Genomic DNA, 24,479 nt, shown 5'->3' with positions numbered 1-24,479 from the left:
GTTCAAAAACTGTTGTTTAAGTGAGGTAGATTCCCACACGTAAAAAGAATCGGGGTGATAGTATGTTAAATATGTATTTAACAGACCGAAACGGAAAACTACAAGAGATTGAGGAAATGCAAAAGGGTTGCTGGATTAATGTACTTCATCCAACGGAAGAAGAAATTCAATATCTAGTACAAACGTTAAATGTAGACTTAGATTTCATTAAAGACCCTTTGGATGATGAAGAACGCTCTCGTATTGAAAAGGAAGACAGTAATACTTTAATTATCGTGGATATTCCGACAGTTAGACATGATGAAGAAGGAAATTCGATTTATGATACGATTCCAATAGGTATGATTGTAATGCCAGATTGTTTTGTTACAATTTGCTTAGAAGAAAACCCAATTTTTGAACGTTTTATTAACCAACGTATTAAAGAATTTTATACGTTTAAAAAGACACGCTTTGCACTTCAGCTCTTATATACGATTTCTACTTATTATTTAAGATACTTAAAGCAAATTAATCGAAAAACAATCGATTTAGAGCACCAATTAAATAAATCGATGAAAAATAAAGAAATTTTCACATTGTTAGGCCTTGAAAAAAGTTTAGTTTACTTTACAACATCATTAAAGGCGAATAAAATTGTAATTCAAAAATTAATGCGTAACAGTACATTTTTAAAAATGTATGAAGACGATCAAGATTTATTAGAAGATGTATTAATTGAAAATAAGCAGGCTATTGAAATGGCGGAAATATATAGTCACATTTTAAGTGGAATGATGAATACTTTTAGCTCCGTTATATCAAATAATTTAAATAGTGTTATGAAACTGTTAACGTCTATTACAATCATCTTATCTCTACCAACGATGGTTTCGAGTTTCTTTGGGATGAATGTTAAGGTTCCTTTTGAGGGTGAAGCTCATGGTTTTGTAATTGTATTAATAATATGTGTAACATTATCTTTCACTTTAGCATTTGTTTTTTGGAAGAAACGTTACTTTTAACGTTAAGAAAGCTGCTCTAGCATAGTTATAAAACTGCGCTAGAGCAGCTTTTTTGCTATGAAATCTCAATTTTAAAATAGAATATAACTTATAAAATGTAAAGTGTATAGAGATAATGAATTCTCTATAAGTCTTGTTCAAATAATAAAATGGGGTTAAAATTACATATTGTTAATGAAAAGTTGGAGGAAATACATCATGGAATTGTTTCACTTACCGAAAGCATTCCTGCAAATGAATACAATCTTTATCTCCATATTAATCGAGGCACTTCCGTTTGTGCTAATTGGTGTATTTATTTCAGGATTCATTCAAATGTTTGTGACGGAAGATACGGTGGCAAAATGGATGCCGAAGAACCGATTTCTGTCTGTTTTATTAGCTACTTTTTTAGGGATGATGTTTCCAGGCTGTGAATGTGGAATTGTTCCGATTGTAAGACGATTAATCGGAAAAGGTGTTCCACCATATGCAGGTATTGCATTTATGTTAACTGGACCAATTATTAATCCAGTTGTATTATTTGCAACATATGTTGCCTTTGGAAGTAGTATGCACATGGTATGGTATCGTTCTATTGTAGCGATTGTCGTAGCAATTATTGTTGGAATTATATTATCATTCATGTTTAAAGAACATCAATTAAGAGATGATCACTTCCCAGAAGTGAACCATAAGCGTCCATTACGTAAAAAAATGTGGGATGTATGTACACACGCTGTTGAGGAATTTTTCTCGATGGGGAAATATTTAGTATTAGGATCGTTAATTGCTGCAGCAGTTCAAACGTTCGTACAAACTTCAACACTTCTGTCTATTGGACAAGGGCCGTTTTCTTCATCGGCTGTTATGATGGGTCTTGCTTTTATTTTATCACTTTGTTCAGAAGCGGATGCATTTATTGCTTCTTCATTCCAAAGTACATTTTCAACAGCATCACTTGTCGCGTTCCTCGTATATGGACCGATGGTGGATATTAAAAATATGTTTATGATGCTTGCGACATTTAAAACGAAATTTGTAATTGTCGTTACGGTTACAGTTACACTTGTTGTTTATGCAAGCTCACTACTCATTTATGCGATGGGGTGGTAGGTTATGTTTCGAGCATATATATTATTAGGTTTTACAATTTTAATTGCGCAGCTTCATATTTCCGGTAATATTACGAAATATATCAATATGAAGTATGCCTATTTATCAAAAACTGCAGCTATTATTTTAGGTTTCTTAACGATTGTACAAATTATTATCGTTTTCCAAAAAGAGCATCAAAAGGAAAAAGAGAAACATGATTGTAGTTGTGATCATAGTCATTGTGGGCATGATCATTCGAAAGATGAAAATACATGGTGGAAAAAAGCATTTTCGTACACATTGTTCTGTTTTCCAATTATTTCAGGGTTATTTTTCCCGATTGCAACATTAGATTCGGATATTGTTAAAGCGAAGGGATTTCATTTTCCTGTTGCACAGGCAGAAAGTAAAGATCCATTTATGACAAGGCAATTTTTAAGACCAGACACGAGTATTTATTACGGAAAAGAAGGCTATCGTGGTGTAATGGAAAAAGGGAAGAAAGAGTTTGTTACGAAAGACAATATAGCTTTAAAAGATGAAGATTTCTTAAAAGGCATGGAGACAATTTATAATTATCCTGGTGAGTTTACTGGAAAGACTTTATCATTTAAAGGGTTTGTTTTTCGAGATGATTCATCTAAAAAAGAACAATACTTCTTGTTCCGCTTTGGTATTATACATTGTGTAGCGGATTCTGGTGTATATGGTATGTTAGTGAAAAAACCAGAAGGGGTAGAATGGAAGAATGATGATTGGATTCAAGTTGAGGGTGAAATTTCAACTGAATTTTATCAGCCGTTCCATGCAAACATTCCAGTGCTAGAAGTCAAGAAATGGAATAAAGTTGAACAGCCGAAAGAACAATATGTATTTAGAGGAGCCGATTGATAATATCGGTTCTTTTTTATGGACTAAAAGTTTTGAATGTTGTTAATATTAAATGTGTAGTGCACGTAGTGTAGTGATTATTGGGATATGAATGGAAGAGATAGTGTATATACGGGTAGCCCGCCTAACTTCTTTGTTTCAGCTGCATTTTAAGTTTGGGGTATTGCTACTCGCAAATAGCGGGATAAATAATCAAAGGGGCGATAATGATGACTGAAATAAAGGGAAAAACAGCTAATGAGTCAAGAGTGTTTAAAACGAGCCGAGTATTTCCAACAGATTTGAATGATCATAATACATTATTTGGTGGGAAAATATTAGCGGAGATGGATATGGTTGCTTCGATTTCAGCAACGAGACACTCAAGAATGGAATGTGTCACAGCGTCTATGGATTGGGTCGATTTCTTACACCCAGTTCGTTCTTCAGATTGTGTTAGTTATGAATCTTTCGTCATTTGGACGGGAAGAACTTCTATGGAGATATTTGTGAAGGTAGTAGCAGAAGACTTAATTTCAGGTGAGAAACGTATAGCAGCAACGTCATTTGTTACTTTTGTTGCACTTAGTAAGGACAATAATCCGGTTCCTGTGCCGCGTGTAATCCTTGAAACAGAAGAGGAGAAAGAATTATATCGCATTGCTGTGTTACGTGCAGAACAACGTCATATTCGTAAAGCAGAGAGCAAGAAGGTAGCGACACTCCTAACTTTTTGAGGCTAAGTATCTACTTAGCGGTTAATGTTTCGGCAATTGGTGGGAAAATAATTAAAATGAAAAGCGGACACCTAAAAATTAGGTGTCCGCTTTTATAGTTTTTTCATCCCCATATCGTATTACAATAACTACTTAGCAGAAGCAAGCAGCACCAACGATAATTAAGAGGATAAATAATACGACTAATAGCGCAAATCCATTACCATGTGCGAAGCCCATTGTTATTTCCTCCTTTTGTTTTAAGGTACAACATACAATATGCAAGTGAGCTGTTGTTTGACATGGACATATATCATGTAATGACATATTTTCTTGTATGATAATGTATTAAAAAAGGGAAGATATAGAAATAACAGTAAGTGAAGAAAGGAAAGTATCCATGAAGCGCTTTTTCGTTGTAATCCTTTGCTTAATAGGTGTATTCATTTGGATGAACATCGATGTGGAAATGGGGAAAAAAATGGCTAGTGAATATGAAGTCGGACAAGTTCGATCAGGCGAATTTCAACTATATACAAACGGGGAAGAGTTATATAGGAATTTATTTGAGGATATAAAGCATGCCAGAAAGTATATATATATTCATTTTTATATTGTAGGTAAAGATGAAATAAGCCAAGAGTTTTTACAGTTACTAGAGAAAAAAGCATCTAGTGGAGTAGAGGTGAAACTATCAGTCGATCGAATAGGTGGATATAAGCTGAAGAAAAAGATAATTAATCAATTAAAAAGTAAAGGTGTTAAGTTTACATTTAGTAAAAAACCAAAACTGAAAAATGTATTCTATTCTTTGCATCAGCGGAATCATAGACGCATAGTTACGATAGATGGAGAGGTATCATACATAGGTGGCTTTAATATTGGAAAGGAGTATCTTGGACAAAATCCGAAATTTGGTCCGTGGCGTGATTATCATGTGCGCATAAAGGGGAATGGTGCAAATGATATGGAAAGAAAATTTGCTGATGACTGGAAAGAAGATACGGGAGAAAAAATGCCTGTATATAAAAGTTTACCCGAAACAGGGAATGTAAAATATCAATATTTATTTTCAGATGGAAAAGGTTTATGGGAAAAATATGGGGCGCTTTTAAAGCAGGCTAAAAGGTCTTTAATTATTGCTACGCCATATTTTATACCAAGTAAAGAAATGACAAAAGAGTTAAAAGATGCATTAAACCGTGGCGTCAATGTGAAAATTCTCGTGCCATTTAAAAGTGATGCCGTATTATTAAAACAAGCTGCCTATCCGTATTTAAAAGATATGTTACATGCTGGAGCGGAGATTTATCAATATCGAAATGGATTTTTTCACGGGAAAGTAACAATCATTGATGGAGAAATTGTTGATATAGGCACAGCAAATTTTGATAATAGAAGCTTTTATTTAAATTGCGAATCTAACTGTGTCATATATGATAAAACAGTTGTTGCTGACGTATGGAGTCGATTGAAAGAAGACTTTCATAAATCAAAAAGATTTTCTGAAGAAGATTTTGAGAAAATTAGTAAATGGGATTGGTTTTTAGCAAGAATAGCAAATGTTATAGCGTCATATTTATAACATATAGACAAAAGTGAAGGGAGGCGCTTTAATGGACTGTATGAAAGAATTAATGAGATATAGTTACATGCTAATATATAAGGTTGGAGAGTATACTGAAAAGGTCAGAGACGAAGAATTAAAGAATCTATTACAGCAGCATTTACCGTATATGTTACAAGCATATAATGAACAAGTGAATTTTCAAGAAGGAGAGAATGTACGGCATATAACTTGTGAACCGATATTGTTTCATTTGCCTGAAATGGAGAAGGAAACAGATAGTACATATACAGAAGATATCCATATTGCAATCTGTTATATTTCACATTTGAAACGATTATCATTAAAGTTTGCGCAAGTTGCAGTGGAGGTTGCAAATCCAGAATTCCGCTCGTTTTTGGAAAATTGTTTCCTGAAAATGAACCGTTACGCTTACAGTGTGTGGCAATATGTTGTGAAGAAGGAATACAAGATTACAAATATATATGAAAACGAGAAGTTTGCATAAGGAACTAAGGCGGAATGATATACGCCTTAGTTTTTTACTTTCAGGGGGAGCGAAGAATTGGGCTAATTTTGTGTTAGTTAGAAGATAAATTCAAGTCTTGTTATTAGAAAATTTACAAATATTTACCGTATATTTACTATATTTCAATCTCTCCTTTAAAAATAGAGAGTAGTATGGGATTGTACATATTCTATCAAAAGGAGGAAACGCAAATGAACAAATGGGTTAAGTCATTAACTGCTATGGCACTTGCAAGTTCTTTATTAATGGTAGGTTGTAGTAAAGATGAGGACAAGAAGAAAGAAGACGACAAAACGACACAACAAGATGAAAAAAAGGATAAAGAAACAAGCGGAACTGAGAAGTCTACAGATTCTAAAGAAAAGAAATAAAGTGATTATAGAGCTTCCTCAAATATGGGGAAGCTTTTTTGTTGTATATTAATTAATTTTACGGAAAAATAGAAAGAAAGAATGAAAGAGGAGAAACTAATGAAAGTATGTATATTGGGAGCGACAGGTCGAGTAGGTTCAAACATAATAAAATTGGCGTTAAAGGATGCAGCTGAAGCTGAAGTGACAGCATTAGTTCGTGATTTGAATAGTATGCAAATAAAGCATGAAAGGTTACAAATTATAAAAGGAAATGTATTAAACGGAACCGATATAAATCTAGCGATAAAAGGATGTGATATTGTAATTAGTGCTCTTGGAACGGATCGGAATGGAACATTAGCAAAGAGTATGCCAAATATTATAAAGTATATGGAAGAAGAGGGTGTTAAGAAAATTATTACAATAGGAACAGCTGGTATTTTACAAGCAAGAACAAATCCCAGTATATATCGTTTCCAATCTGCGGAATCAAAAAGGAAGACGACAACGGCAGCAGAAGATCACTTAGCTGCATATGAGGCACTTAATCATAGTAAATTATGTTGGACAGTTGTTTGCCCGACTCATTTAATAGACGGTGATATAACAGGGGTATATCGAACTGAAAAAGATGTATTACCAGAAGGTGGAGCGAAAATAACAGTTGGCGATACAGCGCATTTTACGTGGAATCTGTGCGATAAAAACATATATGAGAATAGTCGAGTAGGTATTTCGTATTAAAAAACCATCCCACAATTGGGACGGTTAAAAGATGATATAACATACGAATATGATAATCATAATGATTTGGAGAATGGCTTTTGCTACTGTACTGCTTAGAAAACCAACTACAGTAGCAATTCCAACTAGAAAGGCGTCTTTTGGCGTCTTTTTATGTATGAGCTCGGTTATAAATACCGATAAGAAAGGTATAATAATTAAACCAAATGGTGGGAAGAAGAACGATCCGACAATGATAGAAATCATCCCGACACGTTCGCCCCACTTTGAACTACCGTATTTTTTTAGGAAATATCCATTTGCAATAAAATCAGCAACGAAAATAAATAGTGTGAAAATTGCTTGGATAATCCAAAAAGAAATCGTTAGTTCGCCTCCATTTATACCAAAATGGTAAATGAGATACCCAGCCCATACAGCTAGGATGCCTGGGATAATAGGATAAATGAAGGCGAGAAATGAAACAATGAAACACGCAATGATACATATTGTTAATAAAACGGTCACTTTATAACTCCTTTTTTGTATCTAATTTCTGTACAGCAATTTTCTTGATTTGATGTCCATCAAGTTCTATCGCTTTAAATTGAAAGCCGGCATATTCAATGGAATAACCAACTTCAATATTTAAGTCAATCGCTTGAGAGAGTAGCCAACCTCCAATTGTATCTAAATCACTATCATCAATATGTAGGCCAAACATATCATTTACTTCAGAAATAAGTACTTTTCCATCTAAAACAGTAAGTTTAGGAGTACGCTTTTCAATCATTGGTGATTCATCCGCATCAAATTCATCTTGAATCTCTCCAATGATTTCTTCAAGAATATCCTCCATTGTTAAAAGTCCGGCAGTACCACCATATTCATCCATAACGATTGCCATCTGAACGCGATTCTTTTGAAGATGTACTAGCGTTTTGCGAATAGGTACAGTTTCAAACACAGTTAGAACGGGATGAATATAGGATTCAAGTGGTTTATTAATACCTTTCGTTTGATCATGGAACACTTCTTTCGTATTGATCATCCCGATAATGTCATCTTTATCTTTTTCAATGATAGGATAGCGTGTATATTTTTCAGTTGCAACGATATCCATATTTTCTGCCAATGTATTTTCAGTAGATAGGCAAATCATTTCAGTACGAGGAACCATGATTTCTTTCGCAACACGGTCATCAAATTCAAAGATATTGTTTACATATTTATATTCTGCTTGATTAATTTCACCGCTTTTAAAGCTCTCACCTAATATGAGTCGTAACTCCTCTTCAGAATGGGCAAGTTCATTTTCTTTAGCAGGTTCTAAACCGAATAACTTTGTGAAAAATATAGCTGTATTATTTAATAACCATATGAACGGATACATAATTTTATCAAACCAAATAAGCGGTTTGGCAAATTTTAAAGCAATGGTTTCTGCCTTTTGAATGGCAAAAGACTTTGGAACTAATTCTCCTAATACAACATGGAAAAATGTAATAACACTAAAAGCAATAATAAAGGATAAAGTATTTGCCATTGTTCCAGTAATATTAATTTTTTCGAATAATGGTCGGAGTAAATGCTCTACAGTTGGTTCACCAAGCCAACCAAGACCTAAAGATGTAATTGTAATACCAAGCTGACAGGCAGATAAATACACGTCTAAATTAGATACCACGCTCCTTGCAGCTAACGCCTGCTTATTTCCTTCATTTGCAAGCTGATCAATTCGACTTTTTCGTACTTTTACAACAGCGAATTCTGATGCAACGAAAAAGCCAGAAATAAGGATAAGTACAAAGATGAGAAAAATATTTAATATGTCCAAGTGTGTTCTCTATTCCGTGATGGGAATAAAGATGTCACCTCCTGCAATTATGTTATACTTTTATAATAAATCCAAATGAAAAGAATAGTCAAAGGAAAAGGGTAAATATTGGCATATTTATAGTGTGGTTTTAGAATTTAGTGTTATTTTGTCCGCTATACAAAAGGAATAACCCTCTACTTTTAGATTATAGAGGGTGATTTCAAATTACGGTTTTGAAATACTTCTCGTTACAGTGTAAGATTGCTGTTTGAAGTAGGTTGTCGTCCATAGCGTTTGAAGAAAAGAGAGTATGCTGTAAGGGATATACAATAGTAATAAACCAATTGTAACAATTACAGGTGCACTTCCGCCAAATTGAACGATAAATTGCAATAATCCGTTCGTATGAAAAACGCATTCCATAAAAATGAATGAAAAAATAATGGAACCTAAAATAGATTTATGATTTGAAGTAAGCGCCAAAAATAATGTGTCTATAAGGAAAGACGGGTTTTTTATTTCATATTCATTTGTGTTATTTAAGAAAGGAATCCATTTTTTTATTGCTTGCATAACGATAATCATGGAGGTACTACATACGATGACAAGAGATGAGTAGTAAGGAATTTTGATGAATTTTGCGATGTATAGGAGTAGTAATAAGACTGAACATTGTAATAACACGGTGCAAAAAGAATAAGGAATCCAATTAAAAAAAGAAGCAAACCTTTTAACTGAATTAGGAGCTTTAATAAATAAATGGCCGATACCTAAACTTATGAAGAATCCGATTGCAAGAGTAAAGGTAAAACGAACAGTCGATAAAAAATATATTTCCCAAATGTAAGGGAATAAAGGTGTTGCATGGTTAGAATTATGTATCATCTGATTTGCTGAGAAAAAGATAGATTCGTGCATCCAATCAATTTTTGGAATTGATATAGAAGAAAGTTGAGAGAAGTTCTGAAAAATGCTAATAAATTCATTTTGATAAGAGTAATTATGTGTAATGAAAATTGCTGGGATAGGACTTATGACAAAAATAATGAAAATACCAACTATAAATTTACATATATGTGAGCGCAATAAAGACATATAACCACCTACTCTTAGAATATTCAGAAAATTCTTATTCTTATTTTAGCGTCTTTCGAATGAAGTTACAATATATTTTTCTTGGAGTCATTTAGAGATCGATTTGATAGTGAAAATATACAAGTGAAGGATTCATGGATAAATTATGACAAGAAAATGAATAATTTTCAGAAAAATAAAATTAATTATTTATTTTTTTCTGAAAATATAATATAGTTATGGCACAGAAAGTATTTTAACATAAGGAGGCTTTTTATGAGGATTAAAGGGAATTATGTGCCGAAAAGGGAAGTTTTACTGTGCTCAAGTTCAATTACAATAGGGGAAGCGTTGGAGCATTTGAATAAAACGGGGTATCGTTGTGTACCAGTTTTAGATGAAAAAAAAGAAAAATACTTAGGGAATATATATAAAGTAGATATTTTAGAATATAAAGGTTCACTCGATGAGAGTGTATTACAATTATTGAACGATAAAGATGGATTCGTGAGAGAAGATTCTTCCTTCTTTAAAGTATTTTTTACAATAAAAAAATTACCTTATTTATCAGTAGTTGACGAAAAAGGAATATTCCTTGGAATTTTAACTCATAAAAAAGTTTTTGAATTATTAGAGGATGCATGGGGCGTTCATTCTAGTAAATACTCTGTCATGATTGGAACACAAGACTATAATGGTGCAATTCAAAAGTTATCAACAGTGTTAAAGAAATACACTGGCATTCAAAGTTTAATGACTTTTGATAATGATGCTCTATTAGTGCGTAGAATTATGTTTACATTAGGAGAAGAGTTTGAAGATAGTGAATTAGAAACGTTGTTAAAGGATTTAGAAGATCACGGATTTAGGGTTGTGTATGTGGAAGAGATGAATAATCCACGTGAAGTTGAAACGATAGAGTAACATGCGAAAGCCATCTAATTATGCTGGATGGCTTTTGCGCTATGGTAGCTATATAAAGTTATTCTCGGATAACAATATAGAGATGGTGTAGTGACTGAATAAAATTTGTGTAAAAGAATAAAAAAAGTAGATAATTCCGATTTTCGAAAAAATCAATTTGAAAATATGTTTTTATTTTTCAGCTAAATATGTTACTATATGTGTGATAAAAACAAGAAGGTCTGACAACTATACTCTGCGTAATAACACTCTAATGATTTAAATATTCAAAAAAATCAAAATTCAATACTTGGAGTAATAAAAAGGGTAATGGAGAAATTATGGAGAAAGACGATGCTTTGTGAAGGGCATATTTTATCATCTTGAGTAGAGAGGAGGATGCATAGCATTATTGTGAGAATAGAGATAAACAATGAGAAAGTGCTATGCAAATGAAAAGTATGAAGGGACGTTTAAGGCCAGGTGATACGTTAGCGATTGGTTTAATGCTATTTGCATTATTTTTAGGAGCAGGAAATTTAATTTTCCCGCCAGTTTTAGGGCAACAAGCAGGAGAGAATGTATGGGTTGCTACAATTGGATTCCTCGTAACAGGAGTCGGTTTACCCCTATTAGCTGTAACAGCTGTTGCGTTTGTAGAGGGGGACTTGAAAGCGCTGTCTTCTAGAGTTCATCCTATATTCGCATTTATTTTTCCACTAGTTAGTTACTTAGCAATTGGGCCATTCTTCGCGATTCCGCGTACAGGAGCTGTTTCGTTTGAAATGGGAATGAAGCCATTTTTATCAGAGGCAATGGTTTCAGAATGGTACATGCTATTCCTTTACACGGTAGTCTTCTTCGGAATTACGTGGTATTTATCATTAAATCCATCTAAATTAGTCGATTGGTTCGGGAAGTTTCTTACCCCATTATTAGTATTAATTGTTGCTGTTATTGTTGGAAAGGCAATAATTGATCCGATTGGAGCACCAGCTGCGCCGTTAGATGCTTACAAAGAAAATGCTTTCTTTGGTGGATTTATCCAAGGGTATTTAACGATGGATGCGATTAGTGCACTTGTATTTGGCATTGTTGTTGTACAAGTTATTCGCTCTAAAGGGATAAAAGAGAGTAATCAAATTGCAAAAATAACTGTTGTATCAGGGGTTATTGCTGTACTTGGTTTAACGTTAATCTATTTATCACTTGCTTATCTTGGCTCAACTAGTACATCACTTGGTGTCTCAGAAAATGGTGGTCTTATATTAACGAATGTTGTAAATGAGTTATATGGGACGAGTGGTAAAATTTTGTTAGGGCTTGTTATTACACTTGCATGTTTAACAACTTCTGTTGGATTAACATCTGCGTGTGCAGGGTTCTTTTCAAACTTATTACCGAAATTTTCACATAAAACGATTGTAACAATAGTATGTGGATTTAGTTTAATTGTATCTAACTTAGGATTAACACAATTAATCGCAGTAACATTACCAGTGTTAATGATTATTTATCCAGTTGCAATTGTATTAATCGTTCTTTCGTATTTCCATAAATGGATAGGAAAGCGAAATACAATTTATATTGGAGCAATACTAGGTGCCTTGTCCGTTAGCTTATTTAATGGTTTAGAAAGTGCGAATATCAAAATTGACGCAATTTCAAATGTATTACAAATGTTACCTTTATATAAAGAAGGAATAGGGTGGTTAGTCCCAGCGTGTATTGGTGGTGTGCTCGGTTTCTTCTTCTATAAATCAAATGAATCGAGTGAAATGCAAAAGAAAGGTGCTTAGGCGCCTTTCTTTTTTTTGAAGGGGATTTTTGTATTTTGTCTAAGTAATAAGTTGGGAGGAATGATAAAATGGCTAATTTTGAAGATTTTTTAACTTTAGATTTACGGATTGGAACAGTTACACATGCAGAGGAATTTAAAGAAGCGAGAATTCCGGCAATTAAACTAGAAATTGATTTTGGGGAGCTTGGGATAAAACAATCAAGTGCTCAAATTACGAAGAGATACAATCCAGAAAATTTAGTCGGTCAACAAATCGTTGCGATTGTAAACTTTCCGCCAAAGCGTGTAGCTGGATTTAAATCGGAAGTGCTTGTATTAGGAGGAGTCCCTGAATCGGGTGATGTTGTATTACTTCAGCCGAATATGGAACTGCCAAATGGAACGAAAATCAGTTAGTGTGAAGGCAGGGATGAAGATGGATATCGGGCGAGAATATTTGCAATGTGCCATTTCGAATTTTAAAGCAACAAAGAAGCAAGGAGAACGGGCGCTTTCCCAATTATCATATGAACAAATTATATGGTCTTCTCATGTGGAAACAAATAGCGTAGCGATTATTATTAAGCATTTGCATGGTAATATGCGTTCCAGATGGACGGATTTTTTAACATCTGATGGTGAAAAAATAGATCGTAACCGAGATGGTGAATTTGAAGGGGGATACAGTTCAAAACAAGAAGTTCTTGCTGCGTGGCAAGAAGGGTGGGAGTATGTTTTTAAAGCGATGAGTACTATAAATCCGGAACATTTGCTTAAGACAGTATACATTCGTGGTGAAGCACTTACTGTCATGCAAGCGATTGAAAGGCAAATCTCTCATTATGCTTTACATATTGGACAAATCATTTACATTGGTAAAATGCTTAAAGAAAATGAATGGGAGTGTTTAAGCATTCCTAGAGGTCAGTCTGCAAGTTATTTAGAGAAAAAACGTTCAACATAATAATATGAAAGAAACCGATATGAGATAGGCAGCAAAAAAACAAGCCAAATGATAGATGGCTCTGTAATCATAAGAATGCTGCCGATAATAAGCCCATATATAATAAGAAAGAAACAAAAAAGTGTATTCATAGGGATAAAACGTAGGATGAAAAGTTGTTGTTGCTTAAAACAACTGTTGTGAAATAAATAAAAATGGAAGTACCGTGTAGTGGTAATAAGGTCTTTCTTTCGTGTAATTCTTTTTCTACATGTATGACAAATGAACGGTGGCTGCATTCCGTTACGCTCCATTTTTTATTTTCATAATAATGTAAGACAAAAGTAGGTACAAAGTGTATGTTCCTATATAGGCTCCTGCAATAAGGAAAAATGGATTCAGTAAAATTCCATGAATGCTCGTCATGAAAACTAAATCTTGTATTAAAACATCGTATATATTAATGGAAATAACTGTACCGAGTACATACAGTGCCAAGTACGCAAAGATATGTAGCACAATAGAGAGTTTTGGATGTTTAGCAAACAAATAAAACATAAATGATAGAGCGATTGGTAATATTCCGATTAATAGCTTCAATTCATTTCACCTCATTAACAATATAGCCGGAATTTAGACGGTCTATTCTCTAGAGCTTGTACATAACTTGAAATAGAGAGGGTGATAGTATGAATCGAGGCTTTTTTTATGTGAAATTAACAAGCGTGCGCAAGTTAATTTTATTTGTCATTACTACGGTGTTAGTGACTTTTTTTCTCATTAGTATGATGGTAACTTCTTTGAAAGAGACGAAGTCAACGTATTTATATAACTGGTTAAATGAGTTGTCAATGAACGGGTATATGTACGTTCTTGGGAAAGAGAATCATTATTTTACACAAGAATATCGGAATTTAAATCAAGACTTTTCGATTTCTTCCTTTCTCTTTTCTATGGCTACGAATATTCGTTTTGATGATGTACGTAGTTTTGTTGGAAAGGAACTTCCGGGATTTGGTAAGTATGATACGGAAATCGTTATCGCAGGTGAAGGGACAAATTATTCCAACTTACCAATAGAGTCGAGCGTTCCTCTTGAAGAAGTAGTGAAAGAACGTACTGGAGAAACTGGACAAGTCCCTAAGTCTGATTCGAATACAGAGAAGAAACAACCAGCTCAAACGACTGGGAAAAGACAAGTTGCATTTATATATCATTCGCATAGCTGGGAATCATACTTGCCATTACTTAATTTAACAAATGATCCAAATCCGAATAAAGCGACAAGTTCTGTAACGAATATTTCCATAGTTGGAGATCGCTTTCGTGAACAACTGGCAAGTGAAGGGATAGGTGCTACTAACGATAAGACTGATGTCGGTCAAAAGTTAATAAGTAAAGGATTGAATGATACTAGTTCTTATAAAATGTCACGAGAAATTGTACAAGAAGCGATGGCTGGTAATAAAGAATTACAATACTTCTTCGATTTACACCGTGATAGTGCACGGAAAAATGTTACAACAAAAACAATTGGAGATAAATCATATGCAAAACTTGCATTCGTGATTGGGAAAGGTAACAAAAACTATGAAAAGAACTTACAATTAGCAACGGCTTTACATGAGACGATTAATAAGAAATATCCAGGGGTGAGCCGAGGAGTAATTCAAAAAGGCTTTCAAACAGGAAATGGAGTCTATAATCAAGATTTATCAGGACAGGCGATATTAATAGAAGTTGGCGGAGTAGATAATACAGAGGAAGAATTAAATCAATCAATTGATGTACTTGCTAAAGCATTTGGTGAATACTTTTGGCAAGCTGAAAAAGTGAATGGATAAAGTGAAACTGGAATTAGTGGGACGCATCCAGTATTGAGTTTTAGTCCACATTAATCTACGGAAACGTAAGTGTAATGCTTACGTTTTTTGTTTTGGAGTGACGATATGTCACAAAATCGACATAATTTACAATTGTTATAGTAATAGCGAAATTTGTCTATTTATAATAGGAGAATTAGAAAGGGATTTTCGAAATAGTAGAGAAAATCTTTTTACAAGGAAAATTTTTCACTATGAAATTGGTAGGGTGATTTAGGTGATTAGGGAGATCAGAATAGAAGATGCAGCATCATTTTTGCAATTGAGTAAGCAATTAGATGAAGAAACGAAATTTATGCTATACGAACCAGGAGAAAGAACAGCTACAGCTGAGCAACAAGAACAAATGATACATCGATTTATAGAAAATGAAACTGCAACAATATTTGTAGCAGTTGAAGAAGAGAGGATAGTAGGGTTTATTTTAGTGAATGGAAATAATATTCAAAGAAAGAGACATGTGGCAGCCATTGTAATTGGTATTTTGCAAGAGTGTAGTGGGCGAGGTATTGGGACGAGATTGTTTAAAGAGGTTGAGAAATGGGCAAAATTACATGATGTATGGCGTTTAGAATTAACGGTAATGGCCCACAATACAAGAGCTCAGGCACTATATAAAAAAGTTGGATTTGAGAAAGAAGGTGTCAAAAAAGCTGCTCTTATTATCGATGGGAAGGACATCGATGAGTATGAAATGGCCAAATTATTAAAATAAGAGGTCGTTATATGAAAAAAAGATGGATACTAATTGGTATCGTGGCGGCGATACTCATTGTCGGAGTAGCAGGAATTAATTATAAAATGTATAAGGATAAGCAAGCACGAGAAGTGAATGTAAATAACATATTTCCGAAAGCAAAAGAAACGATTGCGAATATGGATGGAGATATTGCGGTAATTAGTAATCCGAATTCGATGCTGGTACTTGTGAATAAAAGTAGGCGTTTACCAGATGGGTATAGGCCGCTAGATTTAGTTATTCCGAAAGTACGTTACTCTAGTGAAGGTGATCAAGAAAAGAAAAAAATGAGAAAAGAGGCAGCTCAGGCGCTTGAGGAGATGTTTCAACAAGCTGATAAGGAACGAATTTTTCTTTTTGCAGTCTCTGGATTTAGATCTTTTGATCGACAAAAAGCATTAAATACGATGTATAAAAAACAAGATGGAGAAGCAAAAACAGCGATGTCTAGCGCGGTTCCTGGTACGAGTGAACATCAAACAGGACTCGCTATGGATATTACATCTCAATCTGCTAAATTTCAGCTAGAGACAGTCTTTGGAGAAACGAAAGAAGGTCAGTGGCTTTCTGAAAATGCTTATAAATTTGGTTTTGTGATTCGATATACAAAAGAGAAAGAAACGATTACTGGCTATCGGTATGAACCGTGGCACGTAAGGTATGTGGGGAATCCACAAGCTACATATTTATATGAAAATCAACTGACGCTTGAAGAAGTAACAGAGTGAACAATTGAGGGGAGAGCAGTATAATGACGATGTTATATAAGAAAAAGGTACACGCATATATTACAAGAGAAAAAGAGGGGATTATGCAATTACTTGTTTTTAAACATCGTGATATACCTGAAGCTGGTGTCCAAGTACCGGGTGGAACAGTTGATGAAGGAGAAACGTTAGAGGCAGCGGTGTTACGTGAAATACAAGAAGAATCTGGATTACGCCATTTATGCATAGAGCGTTTACTAGCAGATTACATCATACATGTGAAGGAAAAAAAAGAATATCAAAAACGCCACTTTTTCCACGTAACTTTACCTACGGATGTAAAAGATGCTTGGCAACATATAGTAAATGCTGGTCAAGAAGATCAAGGGCTAGTGTTTTGCTACGAATGGTTTGATATTGCAAAATGTCCTGAATTAGCGGAAAAACAAGGGGAGTTTTTACATTTGTTAGATGAGATATATGTAAAGTAATAAAAGAGTCTGAAGCGAAAGTTAATTCGTTTCAGACTCTTGTTATTTTTCGGGAAATTAAAGGTTTTTAAATAGGTGAGTGGAATTTTTTTAAGGGATTGTATTTATGTATGTGAGGAGCGGAGAAAGTGAAAAAGTAATAAATACACGTTATCAATAAAAGGGCTTATAAAAGGAGAATGAAAATGGAAATTCAGTTCAATACACGATTACAAAAAGAATTAACAATTTATGATATACAAACAGCGATGGAAGCTGGGCAGTTAACCTCAAAAGAATTAGTTATGTATTATTTTCATAGAATTGCAAAGTACGACCAAGACGACCCAACAATCAATTCAATTTTAGAAATAAATCCAGACGCTATCTTTATTGCCGAAGCGTTAGATCATGAAAGAAAGACAAAAGGTGTAAGAGGACCCTTGCATGGTATACCTGTTTTGCTTAAGGACAATATTGAAACGAATGACTCTATGCATACAAGTGCAGGTACGATTGCTCTAGAACAAAATATTAGTAGTGAAGATGCATTTCTCGTTACGAAACTGCGAGAGGCAGGAGCAGTGATAATAGGGAAAACAAATATGACAGAATTAGCAAATGCAATGTCATTTGAAATGTGGGCTGGATATAGTGCAAGAGGTGGACAAACAATCAATCCATATGGTACAGGCAAGGATGATATGTTTGTTGGTGGCTCTAGTACAGGATCTGCGGTAGCAGTTGCCGCTAATTTTACAGTATTATCTGTTGGAACAGAAACGGATGCTTCCATATTGAGTCCAGCTGTTCAAAACTCTGTAGTAGGAATTAAACCGACTGTCGGTCTAATTAGCCGTAGAGGCATTATTCCGTTCACTTATTCACAAGATACAGCTGGTCCATTTGCTAGAACTGTAACAGATGCGGCTATTTTGCTAGGGAGTTTAACTGGATTGGATGAGATGGATGCAGCTACTCACAAAAGTGAAGGAAGGGCAGAGCAGAAGTATACAAAATATCTTGATGTTAACGGCTTAAATGGAGCGAAGATTGGTATATTTAGCAATGCACCAAAAGAATATTATGAAAATGGTGAGTACGATGAAAAATTGTTTAAGGAAACAATCCAAGTATTACGTAGTGAGGGAGCGATGGTAGTAGAAAATATTGATATTCCATCTTTTCATAGAGAATGGAGCTGGGGAGTTTCGCTCTATGAGCTCAAACATAGCCTGGATAATTATCTTTCTAAATTACCTTCTACAATTCCAGTACATTCTATTTCGGAGCTATTGGAGTTTAATGAGAAGATAGCAGAAAGAGCTTTGAAATACGGACAAACTAGGTTAGAAATAAGAAAAGATTTTCCTAATACGTTAAGTAATCCTGAATATTTAAATGCAAGATTAGAAGATATATATTTTTCACAAGAACAAGGGATTGATTTTGCCTTGGAAAAATATGATCTTGATGTGATACTGTTTCCTTCTTATATAGGTTCTACTATATGTGCGAAAGCAGGTTATCCGTCTATAGCAATACCCGCGGGGTATATGGAAAGCGGGAGACCTTTTGGAATTACACTTGCAAGTACTGCTTTTCGTGAGGGGCTATTAATTAAGCTAGCATACGCTTTTGAACAAGCGACAAAGCATAGAAAGATTCCGAATTTGTCATGAATAGAATATAAAATAGGACAGGAATTCCTGTCCTATTTGTTTTATTGATTAAAGTGAAATATCTTTCTGCTTTGTCTTATGATGCTTTAATAAACGAAAAGATAAACAAGCAGAACATAAAATAAGAAAAGAAGCGATGATATAAATTGTACGAACGCCAAATGTATCTGTAATAATGCCGACGCTAAGCATAGAAAGACCAGACGCTGTCGAGAGAAGTGCACCATGAGCTGTATACATCTTTGATAATAAAGAAGGGGTCACGCTTGATTGTAAAACCGTCGTTTGAGAAATATCTCTAATTTGATAACATGGCCCCATTAGAACACATAGGAATAGCGCAATAAACCCACTGCTCGTCATACCATATAAAAATGTAAGAATGCTAAACAAAAGAGAGCCTATCGCCATAGAGCGTATTAAATTATTTTGAATATGTGAACTCATTCTCCATGCTAATATCCCGCCGATTAACGTGCCCACATAATAACTTGTATTAATATATCCCCACCATTCCTCACCTTTATGAAGAATCGTCGTTACGTATGCCATCGTAATAGCACCAATCCATATTGTTCCTGCGAAAGTTTCAATTAAGTCCATCAGTGTAACTGTGCGCAAAGAAGGATGTTGAAATAATAGTTTCCAGCCTTCTAATAAAGCAGTACTCTTTGAAGAAGAAGGTTCTGTTATTCGTTCAGCATGTGTGGACTGTAATGAAAAGTGCAATGCAACACATCCGAAAATCATTAAAATGTTATTGATCATGAGTGTAGAAGTGACGCCGATGAGAAGAACGATAATGCTTGTAAATGAATAAGCTGCCGCTTGTACAATTTGTGTTGAAAAGGAAAAAATACTATTTACTTTTACTAATTTCTCTTTTGGTGTAAGGCGCGGAAGAATACCGTATAATAATGGAGCGCTCCAGCCGCTACATAATGAAATGAAAAAAACGAAAGTTAATAGGGCTAAACTGTTTGTGGAAAGGGCCAGAAATAAAATCATTAATAATAGTAAAAGGACTGTCTTAGTCCATTGCAGAGTAAATAGTAACTTATAAGATGGAAAACGATTCATTATAAATGGTGCAGATATGTTAGCGGTCAGATTTGTGATAACTTGCAATAAAGGAAACAGGGCAGTAATAGTAGCTGATTTAGTTGATATATAGATATGAGTTGTAATAATCATTACGTATACGATGTCAGCGAGGGTAATGCATAATTTTGATCCTAAATAGTAAATTATTGAACGATTGTACAATAAGAATACCACCTTCCAAAAAACAATAATTTTTGAGTTAGAATTATTTTAATCTGAAAATTATGTTTTTAAAAGAATTGAATTTTTTGTCATTTTTTGAAAGGGATTTTCATATGTAATGAAGAATATATTAATATAGTATTTTATTAATACTTGTTGTAAAAAAGAATATATATAATAGCTAGTAGTAAACGCCCTTCTATGCGAAAGGGCGGATAAACCATTCTTTTCTTCATATACATATAGAAAATGAGAAAGAAAGTGAGGGTTGTATATGGCTGCTTGGGTAATTTGGTTTATAATAGCAGGTATTTTATTTATCGCGGAAATGTTGTCGATTACGTTTTACATGCTCTGGCTTGGAATTGGGGCTGTTGTCGGAGGTCTTATTGCTTTGTTTGCTCCTGATGCATTATTTTTACAAGTTGTTATTGGTGGGATTGTAAGTTTAACATTGACGTTCTTTACGAAAAGAATTTCAAAAAACTTTCGAGAAGCAAAAGGTTTTACTGATACAGTGGATATGCTTGTCGGTAAAAAAGGAATTGTTATGCAAGCGATTACAAGTGAAGCGAACGGTATTGTGAAAGTAGATGGAGATACTTGGACAGCTATTGCAGATGCTCCTATTGACGCTGGAGAGAAAGTCGTTGTTATAAAGAGGCATAGTACTATAATACAAGTGAAAAAGGAGAGTGAATAAATATGGCAGTAGCATTAACGTTAACGATTATTTTTGCACTAATTGTTGTTACATTTGTCGCGTTAACAATTAAAATTATTCCTCAGCAAAAAGTTGGGGTCATTGAAAGATTTGGTAAGTTTCAACGTATTATGCATCCAGGATTAAATATCTTAATCCCGATTGTAGATCGCGTTCGTGTATATCATGACTTACGTATTCAACAAACGAATGTACCACCACAAAAGGTAATTACGAAAGATAATGTACAAGTAGAAATTGATACAATTATTTTCTATCAAATTGTTGAACCAGAACTTGCGACATATGGTATTTCTAACTATGAATATGGTGTTCGTAATATTACTTCTGCAACGATGCGCCAAATTATTGGTAAGATGGAACTTGATGAAACATTATCTGGTCGTGAAAAAATTTCAACAGAAATTCGCTTAGCGCTTGATGAAGCAACAGAGAAATGGGGCGTTCGCATTGAACGTGTTGAAGTAGTAGACATTAACCCGCCAAAAGATGTGCAAGCATCAATGGAAAAACAAATGAAAGCAGAACGTAATAAACGTGCGATTATTTTAGAGGCTGAAGCTGCAAAACAAGATAAAGTCCTTCGTGCTGAAGGGGAAAAGCAAAGTAAAATTTTAATGGCTGAAGGGGATAAAGAAGCACGTATTCGAGAAGCTGAAGGTTTAAAAGAAGCAAAAGAATTAGAAGCGCAAGGGGAAGCAAGAGCGATTGAAGAAATCGCAAAAGCAGAACAAAACCGAATTGAATTACTTCGTGAAGCAAATTTAGATGAACGTATACTTGCTTATAAATCATTTGAATCATTGATTGAGGTTGCGAAAGGACCAGCAAATAAAGTCTTTATACCATCTAATGCGATTGAGACGCTGGGTACACTTGGAGCAATTGGTGAAATCTTTAAAGAAAAACAAGTGAAGAAATTACCTTCAAATGATGCAGGAAAAGAACAATAAGAATGATGAAGAGAAATGGGGTGCCATTTCTCTTTTTTTGTACGTATATTAAGAAAGGCTTGTACATATCCATGTATAAAGAAGGTGATACAGTGAAAAAGTATGCCACTCGTATACAAGGGAAAAAAATAATCTCATTACTCTTTTTATATGCACTAGTAGTAATTATTATTGCGTCAATTTTGACGTCTCTTTTACATACAATGAAATCGAATTACGCGAATCAATGGTTTGGAAAAGTATCGATGCAAGGTTTTGTTCAAATGATAGAAAGTGAGAATCATTATTACGGATTTGATTATTTTAAGCAAAATAAACGGGAGTCAGTTGGGAATTTAATGTTCTCTATTGCGACGGATTTGAAAATAAAAGATTTCAGAACATTTGTCGGTAAAGAAGTGCCTGGTATGTCAAAGTATTATTCTAACATTATCGTAGCTGGGGAAGGGACAAACTTTACGAATATCCCAAATGAATCAAGTGTACCGATTGAAGAAGTAACGAAAGAGCGGGAAGTAGCAAAAGACAAAGTTACAGAAGCGGAAAAAAATAATCCGGTGCAGAAAAAGAACGGAACGAAAAAAGGTGAAAGTGCAGTATATATTTACCATACACATAGTTGGGAATCCTTCCTTCCGTTATTACCAGGGGCAACCGATCCATCTAGTTCAGATGTAAATGTGTCCTTACTAGGGAAACGGATGAAGGAGCAACTTGAAGAACAAGGAATTCCAGTAACTCATGATAAAACGAATATGGGTGATTTACTAGCAAGTAAAAAATGGGTATGGTATCAGTCGTATAAAGCATCTCATGAATATGTAAAAGAAGCATTAGCACAAAATAATAAAATTGCGTTTCCGATTGATATACACCGTGATGATCAGCGGAAGAAGGTAACAACAAAAGTAATTAACGGGAAATCGTATGCAAGATTATATTTTATAATTGGGATGGAAAATGAAGGTCGTGCTGAAAATGAAAAAATTGCAAGAGCAATCAATAGTTATTTAGATGAAAATTATTATGGATTAAGTAGAGGTATTTTTCCAAAGTATAAAAAAGATGGAAATGGCGTTTATAACCAGGATTTATCTAAAAATGCAATGCTAATTGAAGTAGGTGGTATCGACAATACGTTAGATGAGTTATATAACACAATTGATGTGTTAACGGAGGCATTTAGTAAGTATTATTGGAATGATGCAGAGAAAGTGAATGGGTAAGGGACGGGAAACCGTTCCTTTTTATTTTGTAAATCTTTAAATATGATATAATAGAATTTTTTGAAAAAATAAACAAAGGAGCTGGAGAAGTATGCAAATACTACTAATACGTCACGGAGAATCAGAGGCTGATATTTTACATGTACATGAAGGGCGGGCGGACTTTGAATTAACAGAAAAGGGAAGACAGCAAGTGAAAAGACTTGTACAGAAAGTGAAAAAGGATTTTGCACCAGATTTCATTTGGGCAAGTACATTAAAACGTGCTCGCGAAACTGGTGAAACATTAGCAGAAGGAATCGGGTGTCCAATTCAATTAGAAGAGGAATTAATGGAGTTCAATAATGGGGTACAAGCAGGTCTGTCATTTGAAGAAGCGAAGAAATACCCTGAGCCGAAGTTTCTTCATGATCGTTTTGAAAATGGTGAGTCATTTATCGAATTTAGAATGAGAATAGAAGGAATCTTTTCTAAAATTGTAACAGAGAATACATATGATCGAATTGCAATTGTTGCACACGGTGGTGTAATAAATAGTATTTTACGTGCGTTTTTCCATATGCCAATTTCAATGGACTATTATTTTAAAATGGGGGATACGGGGATTAGTTTAATTGAAATTACGGATAAACAGAAAATAATTCATTTTATTAATGATACAAATCACTTGGATGGAGTGTAAGTGGATATGTACAAAGTTGTATTTTTTGATGTTGACGGCACTCTTTTAAGCGAGATTGATAGAAGTATGCACGAAAGTACGAAAGAAGTGATACAAAGGTTAATAGAGAAAGGGATTCACGTAGTAGTTACAACAGGAAGGCCATATAGTTTATGTTCACAATTTAAAGAGCTAGGCATAAATACGTTTATTTCTGCAAATGGTGCACATATCAAGTGTGAGGAAACAGTTATACATAAATCAGTACTTTCTAGTGAAATCGTACATGATATCTCGGGGTTTGCTGAATTACATGGTCATGGTATTTCTTATTTCACAGAGGATTTTGTAATGAACGGAATGGCTTCGGATAATGAGCGTGTAATTCAAGCGCTTAACGAGACGTTAAATTTAGGAAAGTATCCGGAAAAAAGCAGGAGTTTGTCAGAAGAGGTCTATTGTTTATGTCTGTATGCAGATGAAATAGAAGCTCAAAAATTTTTTGAAAGATATCCAACGCTTACGTTTGAACGTTTTCATGGTTATGTTATGAATGTATTGGAAGATAATAAAGTATCAAAATTAACGGCTATTCAAAAGGTATTGGAGCATTTAAATATTTGTAAATCAGAAGCAATTGCTTTTGGTGACGGTGGAAATGATATTGAGATGTTGCAGTATGTAGGATTAGGGATTGCGATGGAGAATGGTAAAGAAGAGTTAAAGAAAAAAGCGGATTACGTTACAAAGAAATCAAGTGAAGGTGGCATATTATTTGCCTTAGAGAAGTTTAATGTCGTCTAACATACC

Annotated in this window: 29 protein-coding genes; 22 read left to right on the top strand and 7 right to left on the bottom strand. The window is 34.3% G+C overall.

Annotated elements, in window-relative coordinates; genetic code table 11:
* Positions 1 to 62 precede the first annotated feature (62 nt).
* The 4 genes from COI75_RS23140 to COI75_RS23125 all read left to right on the top strand — a co-directional run bounded on the left by COI75_RS23140 (position 63) and on the right by COI75_RS23125 (position 3,688).
* Positions 63 to 1,004 carry a magnesium transporter CorA family protein gene (locus COI75_RS23140; RefSeq protein ID WP_000933701.1) on the top strand — a complete coding sequence of 314 codons (942 nt, stop codon included), beginning with the start codon at positions 63 to 65 and terminating at the stop codon, positions 1,002 to 1,004.
* Positions 1,005 to 1,202: 198 nt separating this feature from the next.
* Positions 1,203 to 2,099, top strand: a complete 897-nt coding sequence (locus COI75_RS23135; RefSeq protein ID WP_000418518.1) for a permease — start codon at positions 1,203 to 1,205, stop codon at positions 2,097 to 2,099.
* Positions 2,100 to 2,102: 3 nt separating this feature from the next.
* Positions 2,103 to 2,972 (top strand): TIGR03943 family putative permease subunit, encoded by an 870-nt coding sequence (locus COI75_RS23130; RefSeq protein WP_000488033.1) that lies wholly within the window; start codon positions 2,103 to 2,105, stop codon positions 2,970 to 2,972.
* 209 nt (positions 2,973 to 3,181) lie between these two features.
* Complete coding sequence (locus COI75_RS23125; protein ID WP_000136032.1) at positions 3,182 to 3,688, top strand: acyl-CoA thioesterase; 507 nt, start codon at positions 3,182 to 3,184, stop codon at positions 3,686 to 3,688.
* Between the two features lie 132 nt (positions 3,689 to 3,820).
* Here COI75_RS23125 and COI75_RS23120 read toward each other — a convergent pair whose 3' ends face one another.
* On the bottom strand, positions 3,821 to 3,907 hold the full coding sequence (locus COI75_RS23120) for a YjcZ family sporulation protein (RefSeq protein WP_000505094.1): 87 nt from the start codon (positions 3,905 to 3,907) through the stop codon (positions 3,821 to 3,823).
* 160 nt (positions 3,908 to 4,067) lie between these two features.
* Here COI75_RS23120 and cls point away from each other — a divergent pair, with 160 nt between their 5' ends.
* The 4 genes from cls (at position 4,068) to COI75_RS23100 (ending at position 6,860) form a co-directional block, all read left to right on the top strand.
* The gene (cls, locus tag COI75_RS23115; protein ID WP_000819311.1) at positions 4,068 to 5,252 is read left to right on the top strand and encodes a cardiolipin synthase; all 1,185 of its coding nucleotides are present in this window, start codon (positions 4,068 to 4,070) and stop codon (positions 5,250 to 5,252) included.
* 31 nt (positions 5,253 to 5,283) lie between these two features.
* Complete coding sequence (locus tag COI75_RS23110; protein WP_000340544.1) at positions 5,284 to 5,742, top strand: spore coat protein; 459 nt, start codon at positions 5,284 to 5,286, stop codon at positions 5,740 to 5,742.
* A gap of 212 nt (positions 5,743 to 5,954) precedes the next feature.
* The gene (locus COI75_RS23105) at positions 5,955 to 6,134 is read left to right on the top strand and encodes a hypothetical protein (RefSeq protein ID WP_001045956.1); all 180 of its coding nucleotides are present in this window, start codon (positions 5,955 to 5,957) and stop codon (positions 6,132 to 6,134) included.
* Positions 6,135 to 6,233: 99 nt separating this feature from the next.
* A complete protein-coding gene (locus COI75_RS23100; protein ID WP_000861613.1) occupies positions 6,234 to 6,860 on the top strand; it encodes an NAD(P)-dependent oxidoreductase in 627 nt (208 codons plus the stop codon).
* Between the two features lie 24 nt (positions 6,861 to 6,884).
* On the opposite strand, the gene COI75_RS23095 is transcribed toward COI75_RS23100, so the two are convergent.
* The 3 genes from COI75_RS23095 to COI75_RS23085 all read right to left on the bottom strand — a co-directional run bounded on the left by COI75_RS23095 (position 6,885) and on the right by COI75_RS23085 (position 9,753).
* A complete protein-coding gene (locus tag COI75_RS23095; RefSeq protein ID WP_000217330.1) occupies positions 6,885 to 7,367 on the bottom strand; it encodes a DUF456 domain-containing protein in 483 nt (160 codons plus the stop codon).
* Between the two features lies 1 nt (position 7,368).
* On the bottom strand, positions 7,369 to 8,676 hold the full coding sequence (locus COI75_RS23090; protein WP_000353745.1) for a hemolysin family protein: 1,308 nt from the start codon (positions 8,674 to 8,676) through the stop codon (positions 7,369 to 7,371).
* A gap of 207 nt (positions 8,677 to 8,883) precedes the next feature.
* A complete protein-coding gene (locus COI75_RS23085; RefSeq protein ID WP_000055282.1) occupies positions 8,884 to 9,753 on the bottom strand; it encodes a hypothetical protein in 870 nt (289 codons plus the stop codon).
* 255 nt (positions 9,754 to 10,008) lie between these two features.
* Between COI75_RS23085 and cbpA the strand changes: the two genes are divergently transcribed.
* The 4 genes from cbpA (at position 10,009) to COI75_RS23065 (ending at position 13,379) form a co-directional block, all read left to right on the top strand.
* Positions 10,009 to 10,656, top strand: coding sequence for a cyclic di-AMP binding protein CbpA (cbpA, locus tag COI75_RS23080; protein WP_001220530.1), 648 nt, complete (start codon positions 10,009 to 10,011; stop codon positions 10,654 to 10,656).
* Between the two features lie 440 nt (positions 10,657 to 11,096).
* On the top strand, positions 11,097 to 12,434 hold the full coding sequence (gene brnQ4, locus COI75_RS23075) for a branched-chain amino acid transport system II carrier protein BrnQ4 (RefSeq protein WP_420042269.1): 1,338 nt from the start codon (positions 11,097 to 11,099) through the stop codon (positions 12,432 to 12,434).
* A gap of 68 nt (positions 12,435 to 12,502) precedes the next feature.
* Positions 12,503 to 12,832 (top strand): chaperone CsaA, encoded by a 330-nt coding sequence (gene csaA, locus COI75_RS23070; RefSeq protein ID WP_001263031.1) that lies wholly within the window; start codon positions 12,503 to 12,505, stop codon positions 12,830 to 12,832.
* A complete protein-coding gene (locus COI75_RS23065) occupies positions 12,813 to 13,379 on the top strand; it encodes a DUF1572 domain-containing protein (protein WP_000440204.1) in 567 nt (188 codons plus the stop codon). The genes csaA and COI75_RS23065 overlap by 20 nt, the downstream gene beginning before the upstream one ends.
* Here the strand turns inward: COI75_RS23065 and COI75_RS23060 are convergent.
* A complete protein-coding gene (locus COI75_RS23060; protein WP_141532182.1) occupies positions 13,352 to 13,657 on the bottom strand; it encodes a permease in 306 nt (101 codons plus the stop codon). The genes COI75_RS23065 and COI75_RS23060 overlap by 28 nt on opposite strands.
* Before the next feature lie 4 nt (positions 13,658 to 13,661).
* Entirely contained in the window at positions 13,662 to 13,958 is a 297-nt protein-coding gene (locus COI75_RS23055) for a hypothetical protein (protein WP_000770739.1), read from the bottom strand.
* A gap of 89 nt (positions 13,959 to 14,047) precedes the next feature.
* Between COI75_RS23055 and spoIIP (COI75_RS23050) the strand changes: the two genes are divergently transcribed.
* The 5 genes from spoIIP (COI75_RS23050) to COI75_RS23025 all read left to right on the top strand — a co-directional run bounded on the left by spoIIP (COI75_RS23050) (position 14,048) and on the right by COI75_RS23025 (position 18,839).
* Positions 14,048 to 15,202, top strand: coding sequence for a stage II sporulation protein SpoIIP (gene spoIIP, locus COI75_RS23050; protein ID WP_001079314.1), 1,155 nt, complete (start codon positions 14,048 to 14,050; stop codon positions 15,200 to 15,202).
* 256 nt (positions 15,203 to 15,458) lie between these two features.
* Positions 15,459 to 15,956, top strand: a complete 498-nt coding sequence (locus tag COI75_RS23040) for a GNAT family N-acetyltransferase (RefSeq protein ID WP_000617604.1) — start codon at positions 15,459 to 15,461, stop codon at positions 15,954 to 15,956.
* Between the two features lie 11 nt (positions 15,957 to 15,967).
* Positions 15,968 to 16,708, top strand: a complete 741-nt coding sequence (locus COI75_RS23035) for a M15 family metallopeptidase (protein ID WP_000747653.1) — start codon at positions 15,968 to 15,970, stop codon at positions 16,706 to 16,708.
* 23 nt (positions 16,709 to 16,731) lie between these two features.
* Positions 16,732 to 17,178, top strand: coding sequence for an NUDIX hydrolase (locus COI75_RS23030; protein ID WP_000178274.1), 447 nt, complete (start codon positions 16,732 to 16,734; stop codon positions 17,176 to 17,178).
* Positions 17,179 to 17,363: 185 nt separating this feature from the next.
* Complete coding sequence (locus tag COI75_RS23025; RefSeq protein ID WP_000405432.1) at positions 17,364 to 18,839, top strand: amidase family protein; 1,476 nt, start codon at positions 17,364 to 17,366, stop codon at positions 18,837 to 18,839.
* A 48-nt stretch (positions 18,840 to 18,887) separates the two neighbouring features.
* On the opposite strand, the gene COI75_RS23020 is transcribed toward COI75_RS23025, so the two are convergent.
* Positions 18,888 to 20,105: an MFS transporter gene (locus COI75_RS23020; RefSeq protein ID WP_000282766.1), complete on the bottom strand. Its 1,218-nt coding sequence runs from the start codon at positions 20,103 to 20,105 to the stop codon at positions 18,888 to 18,890.
* A gap of 274 nt (positions 20,106 to 20,379) precedes the next feature.
* Here COI75_RS23020 and COI75_RS23015 point away from each other — a divergent pair, with 274 nt between their 5' ends.
* The 5 genes from COI75_RS23015 (at position 20,380) to COI75_RS22995 (ending at position 24,473) form a co-directional block, all read left to right on the top strand.
* On the top strand, positions 20,380 to 20,808 hold the full coding sequence (locus COI75_RS23015) for an NfeD family protein (RefSeq protein WP_000741970.1): 429 nt from the start codon (positions 20,380 to 20,382) through the stop codon (positions 20,806 to 20,808).
* Between the two features lie 2 nt (positions 20,809 to 20,810).
* Entirely contained in the window at positions 20,811 to 21,782 is a 972-nt protein-coding gene (locus COI75_RS23010) for an SPFH domain-containing protein (RefSeq protein ID WP_000257393.1), read from the top strand.
* A 2-nt stretch (positions 21,783 to 21,784) separates the two neighbouring features.
* On the top strand, positions 21,785 to 23,008 hold the full coding sequence (gene spoIIP / locus COI75_RS23005; protein WP_000977901.1) for a stage II sporulation protein P: 1,224 nt from the start codon (positions 21,785 to 21,787) through the stop codon (positions 23,006 to 23,008).
* A 91-nt stretch (positions 23,009 to 23,099) separates the two neighbouring features.
* Complete coding sequence (locus tag COI75_RS23000) at positions 23,100 to 23,690, top strand: histidine phosphatase family protein (protein WP_001166444.1); 591 nt, start codon at positions 23,100 to 23,102, stop codon at positions 23,688 to 23,690.
* A 6-nt stretch (positions 23,691 to 23,696) separates the two neighbouring features.
* A complete protein-coding gene (locus COI75_RS22995; RefSeq protein ID WP_098448658.1) occupies positions 23,697 to 24,473 on the top strand; it encodes a Cof-type HAD-IIB family hydrolase in 777 nt (258 codons plus the stop codon).
* Positions 24,474 to 24,479: the final 6 nt, after the last annotated feature.

Source organism: Bacillus cereus (genome assembly GCF_002564555.1).
GTDB classification, from domain to species: Bacteria; Bacillota; Bacilli; order Bacillales; family Bacillaceae_G; genus Bacillus_A; species Bacillus_A cereus_K.
Note: the sequence above shows the minus strand (reverse complement) of the source record. Positions and strands in the feature narration are given on the sequence as shown.

What these genes read in the sequence shown, in the direction of transcription:
- COI75_RS23030 (WP_000178274.1), top strand. Translation starts at nt 16,732, where the DNA reads ATGACGATGTTATATAAGAAAAAGGTACACGCATATATTACAAGAGAA.
- COI75_RS23085 (WP_000055282.1), bottom strand. Translation starts at nt 9,753, where the DNA reads ATGTCTTTATTGCGCTCACATATATGTAAATTTATAGTTGGTATTTTC.
- COI75_RS23120 (WP_000505094.1), bottom strand. Translation starts at nt 3,907, where the DNA reads ATGGGCTTCGCACATGGTAATGGATTTGCGCTATTAGTCGTATTATTT.
- cls (WP_000819311.1), top strand. Translation starts at nt 4,068, where the DNA reads ATGAAGCGCTTTTTCGTTGTAATCCTTTGCTTAATAGGTGTATTCATT.
- COI75_RS23060 (WP_141532182.1), bottom strand. Translation starts at nt 13,657, where the DNA reads ATGCAGCCACCGTTCATTTGTCATACATGTAGAAAAAGAATTACACGA.
- COI75_RS23100 (WP_000861613.1), top strand. Translation starts at nt 6,234, where the DNA reads ATGAAAGTATGTATATTGGGAGCGACAGGTCGAGTAGGTTCAAACATA.
- COI75_RS23025 (WP_000405432.1), top strand. Translation starts at nt 17,364, where the DNA reads ATGGAAATTCAGTTCAATACACGATTACAAAAAGAATTAACAATTTAT.
- brnQ4 (WP_420042269.1), top strand. Translation starts at nt 11,097, where the DNA reads ATGAAGGGACGTTTAAGGCCAGGTGATACGTTAGCGATTGGTTTAATG.
- COI75_RS23015 (WP_000741970.1), top strand. Translation starts at nt 20,380, where the DNA reads ATGGCTGCTTGGGTAATTTGGTTTATAATAGCAGGTATTTTATTTATC.
- csaA (WP_001263031.1), top strand. Translation starts at nt 12,503, where the DNA reads ATGGCTAATTTTGAAGATTTTTTAACTTTAGATTTACGGATTGGAACA.
- COI75_RS23140 (WP_000933701.1), top strand. Translation starts at nt 63, where the DNA reads ATGTTAAATATGTATTTAACAGACCGAAACGGAAAACTACAAGAGATT.
- COI75_RS23135 (WP_000418518.1), top strand. Translation starts at nt 1,203, where the DNA reads ATGGAATTGTTTCACTTACCGAAAGCATTCCTGCAAATGAATACAATC.
- COI75_RS23010 (WP_000257393.1), top strand. Translation starts at nt 20,811, where the DNA reads ATGGCAGTAGCATTAACGTTAACGATTATTTTTGCACTAATTGTTGTT.
- spoIIP (WP_000977901.1), top strand. Translation starts at nt 21,785, where the DNA reads ATGATGAAGAGAAATGGGGTGCCATTTCTCTTTTTTTGTACGTATATT.
- COI75_RS23130 (WP_000488033.1), top strand. Translation starts at nt 2,103, where the DNA reads ATGTTTCGAGCATATATATTATTAGGTTTTACAATTTTAATTGCGCAG.
- COI75_RS23065 (WP_000440204.1), top strand. Translation starts at nt 12,813, where the DNA reads ATGGAACGAAAATCAGTTAGTGTGAAGGCAGGGATGAAGATGGATATC.
- cbpA (WP_001220530.1), top strand. Translation starts at nt 10,009, where the DNA reads ATGAGGATTAAAGGGAATTATGTGCCGAAAAGGGAAGTTTTACTGTGC.
- COI75_RS23110 (WP_000340544.1), top strand. Translation starts at nt 5,284, where the DNA reads ATGGACTGTATGAAAGAATTAATGAGATATAGTTACATGCTAATATAT.
- COI75_RS22995 (WP_098448658.1), top strand. Translation starts at nt 23,697, where the DNA reads ATGTACAAAGTTGTATTTTTTGATGTTGACGGCACTCTTTTAAGCGAG.
- COI75_RS23000 (WP_001166444.1), top strand. Translation starts at nt 23,100, where the DNA reads ATGCAAATACTACTAATACGTCACGGAGAATCAGAGGCTGATATTTTA.
- COI75_RS23105 (WP_001045956.1), top strand. Translation starts at nt 5,955, where the DNA reads ATGAACAAATGGGTTAAGTCATTAACTGCTATGGCACTTGCAAGTTCT.
- COI75_RS23125 (WP_000136032.1), top strand. Translation starts at nt 3,182, where the DNA reads ATGACTGAAATAAAGGGAAAAACAGCTAATGAGTCAAGAGTGTTTAAA.
- spoIIP (WP_001079314.1), top strand. Translation starts at nt 14,048, where the DNA reads ATGAATCGAGGCTTTTTTTATGTGAAATTAACAAGCGTGCGCAAGTTA.
- COI75_RS23035 (WP_000747653.1), top strand. Translation starts at nt 15,968, where the DNA reads ATGAAAAAAAGATGGATACTAATTGGTATCGTGGCGGCGATACTCATT.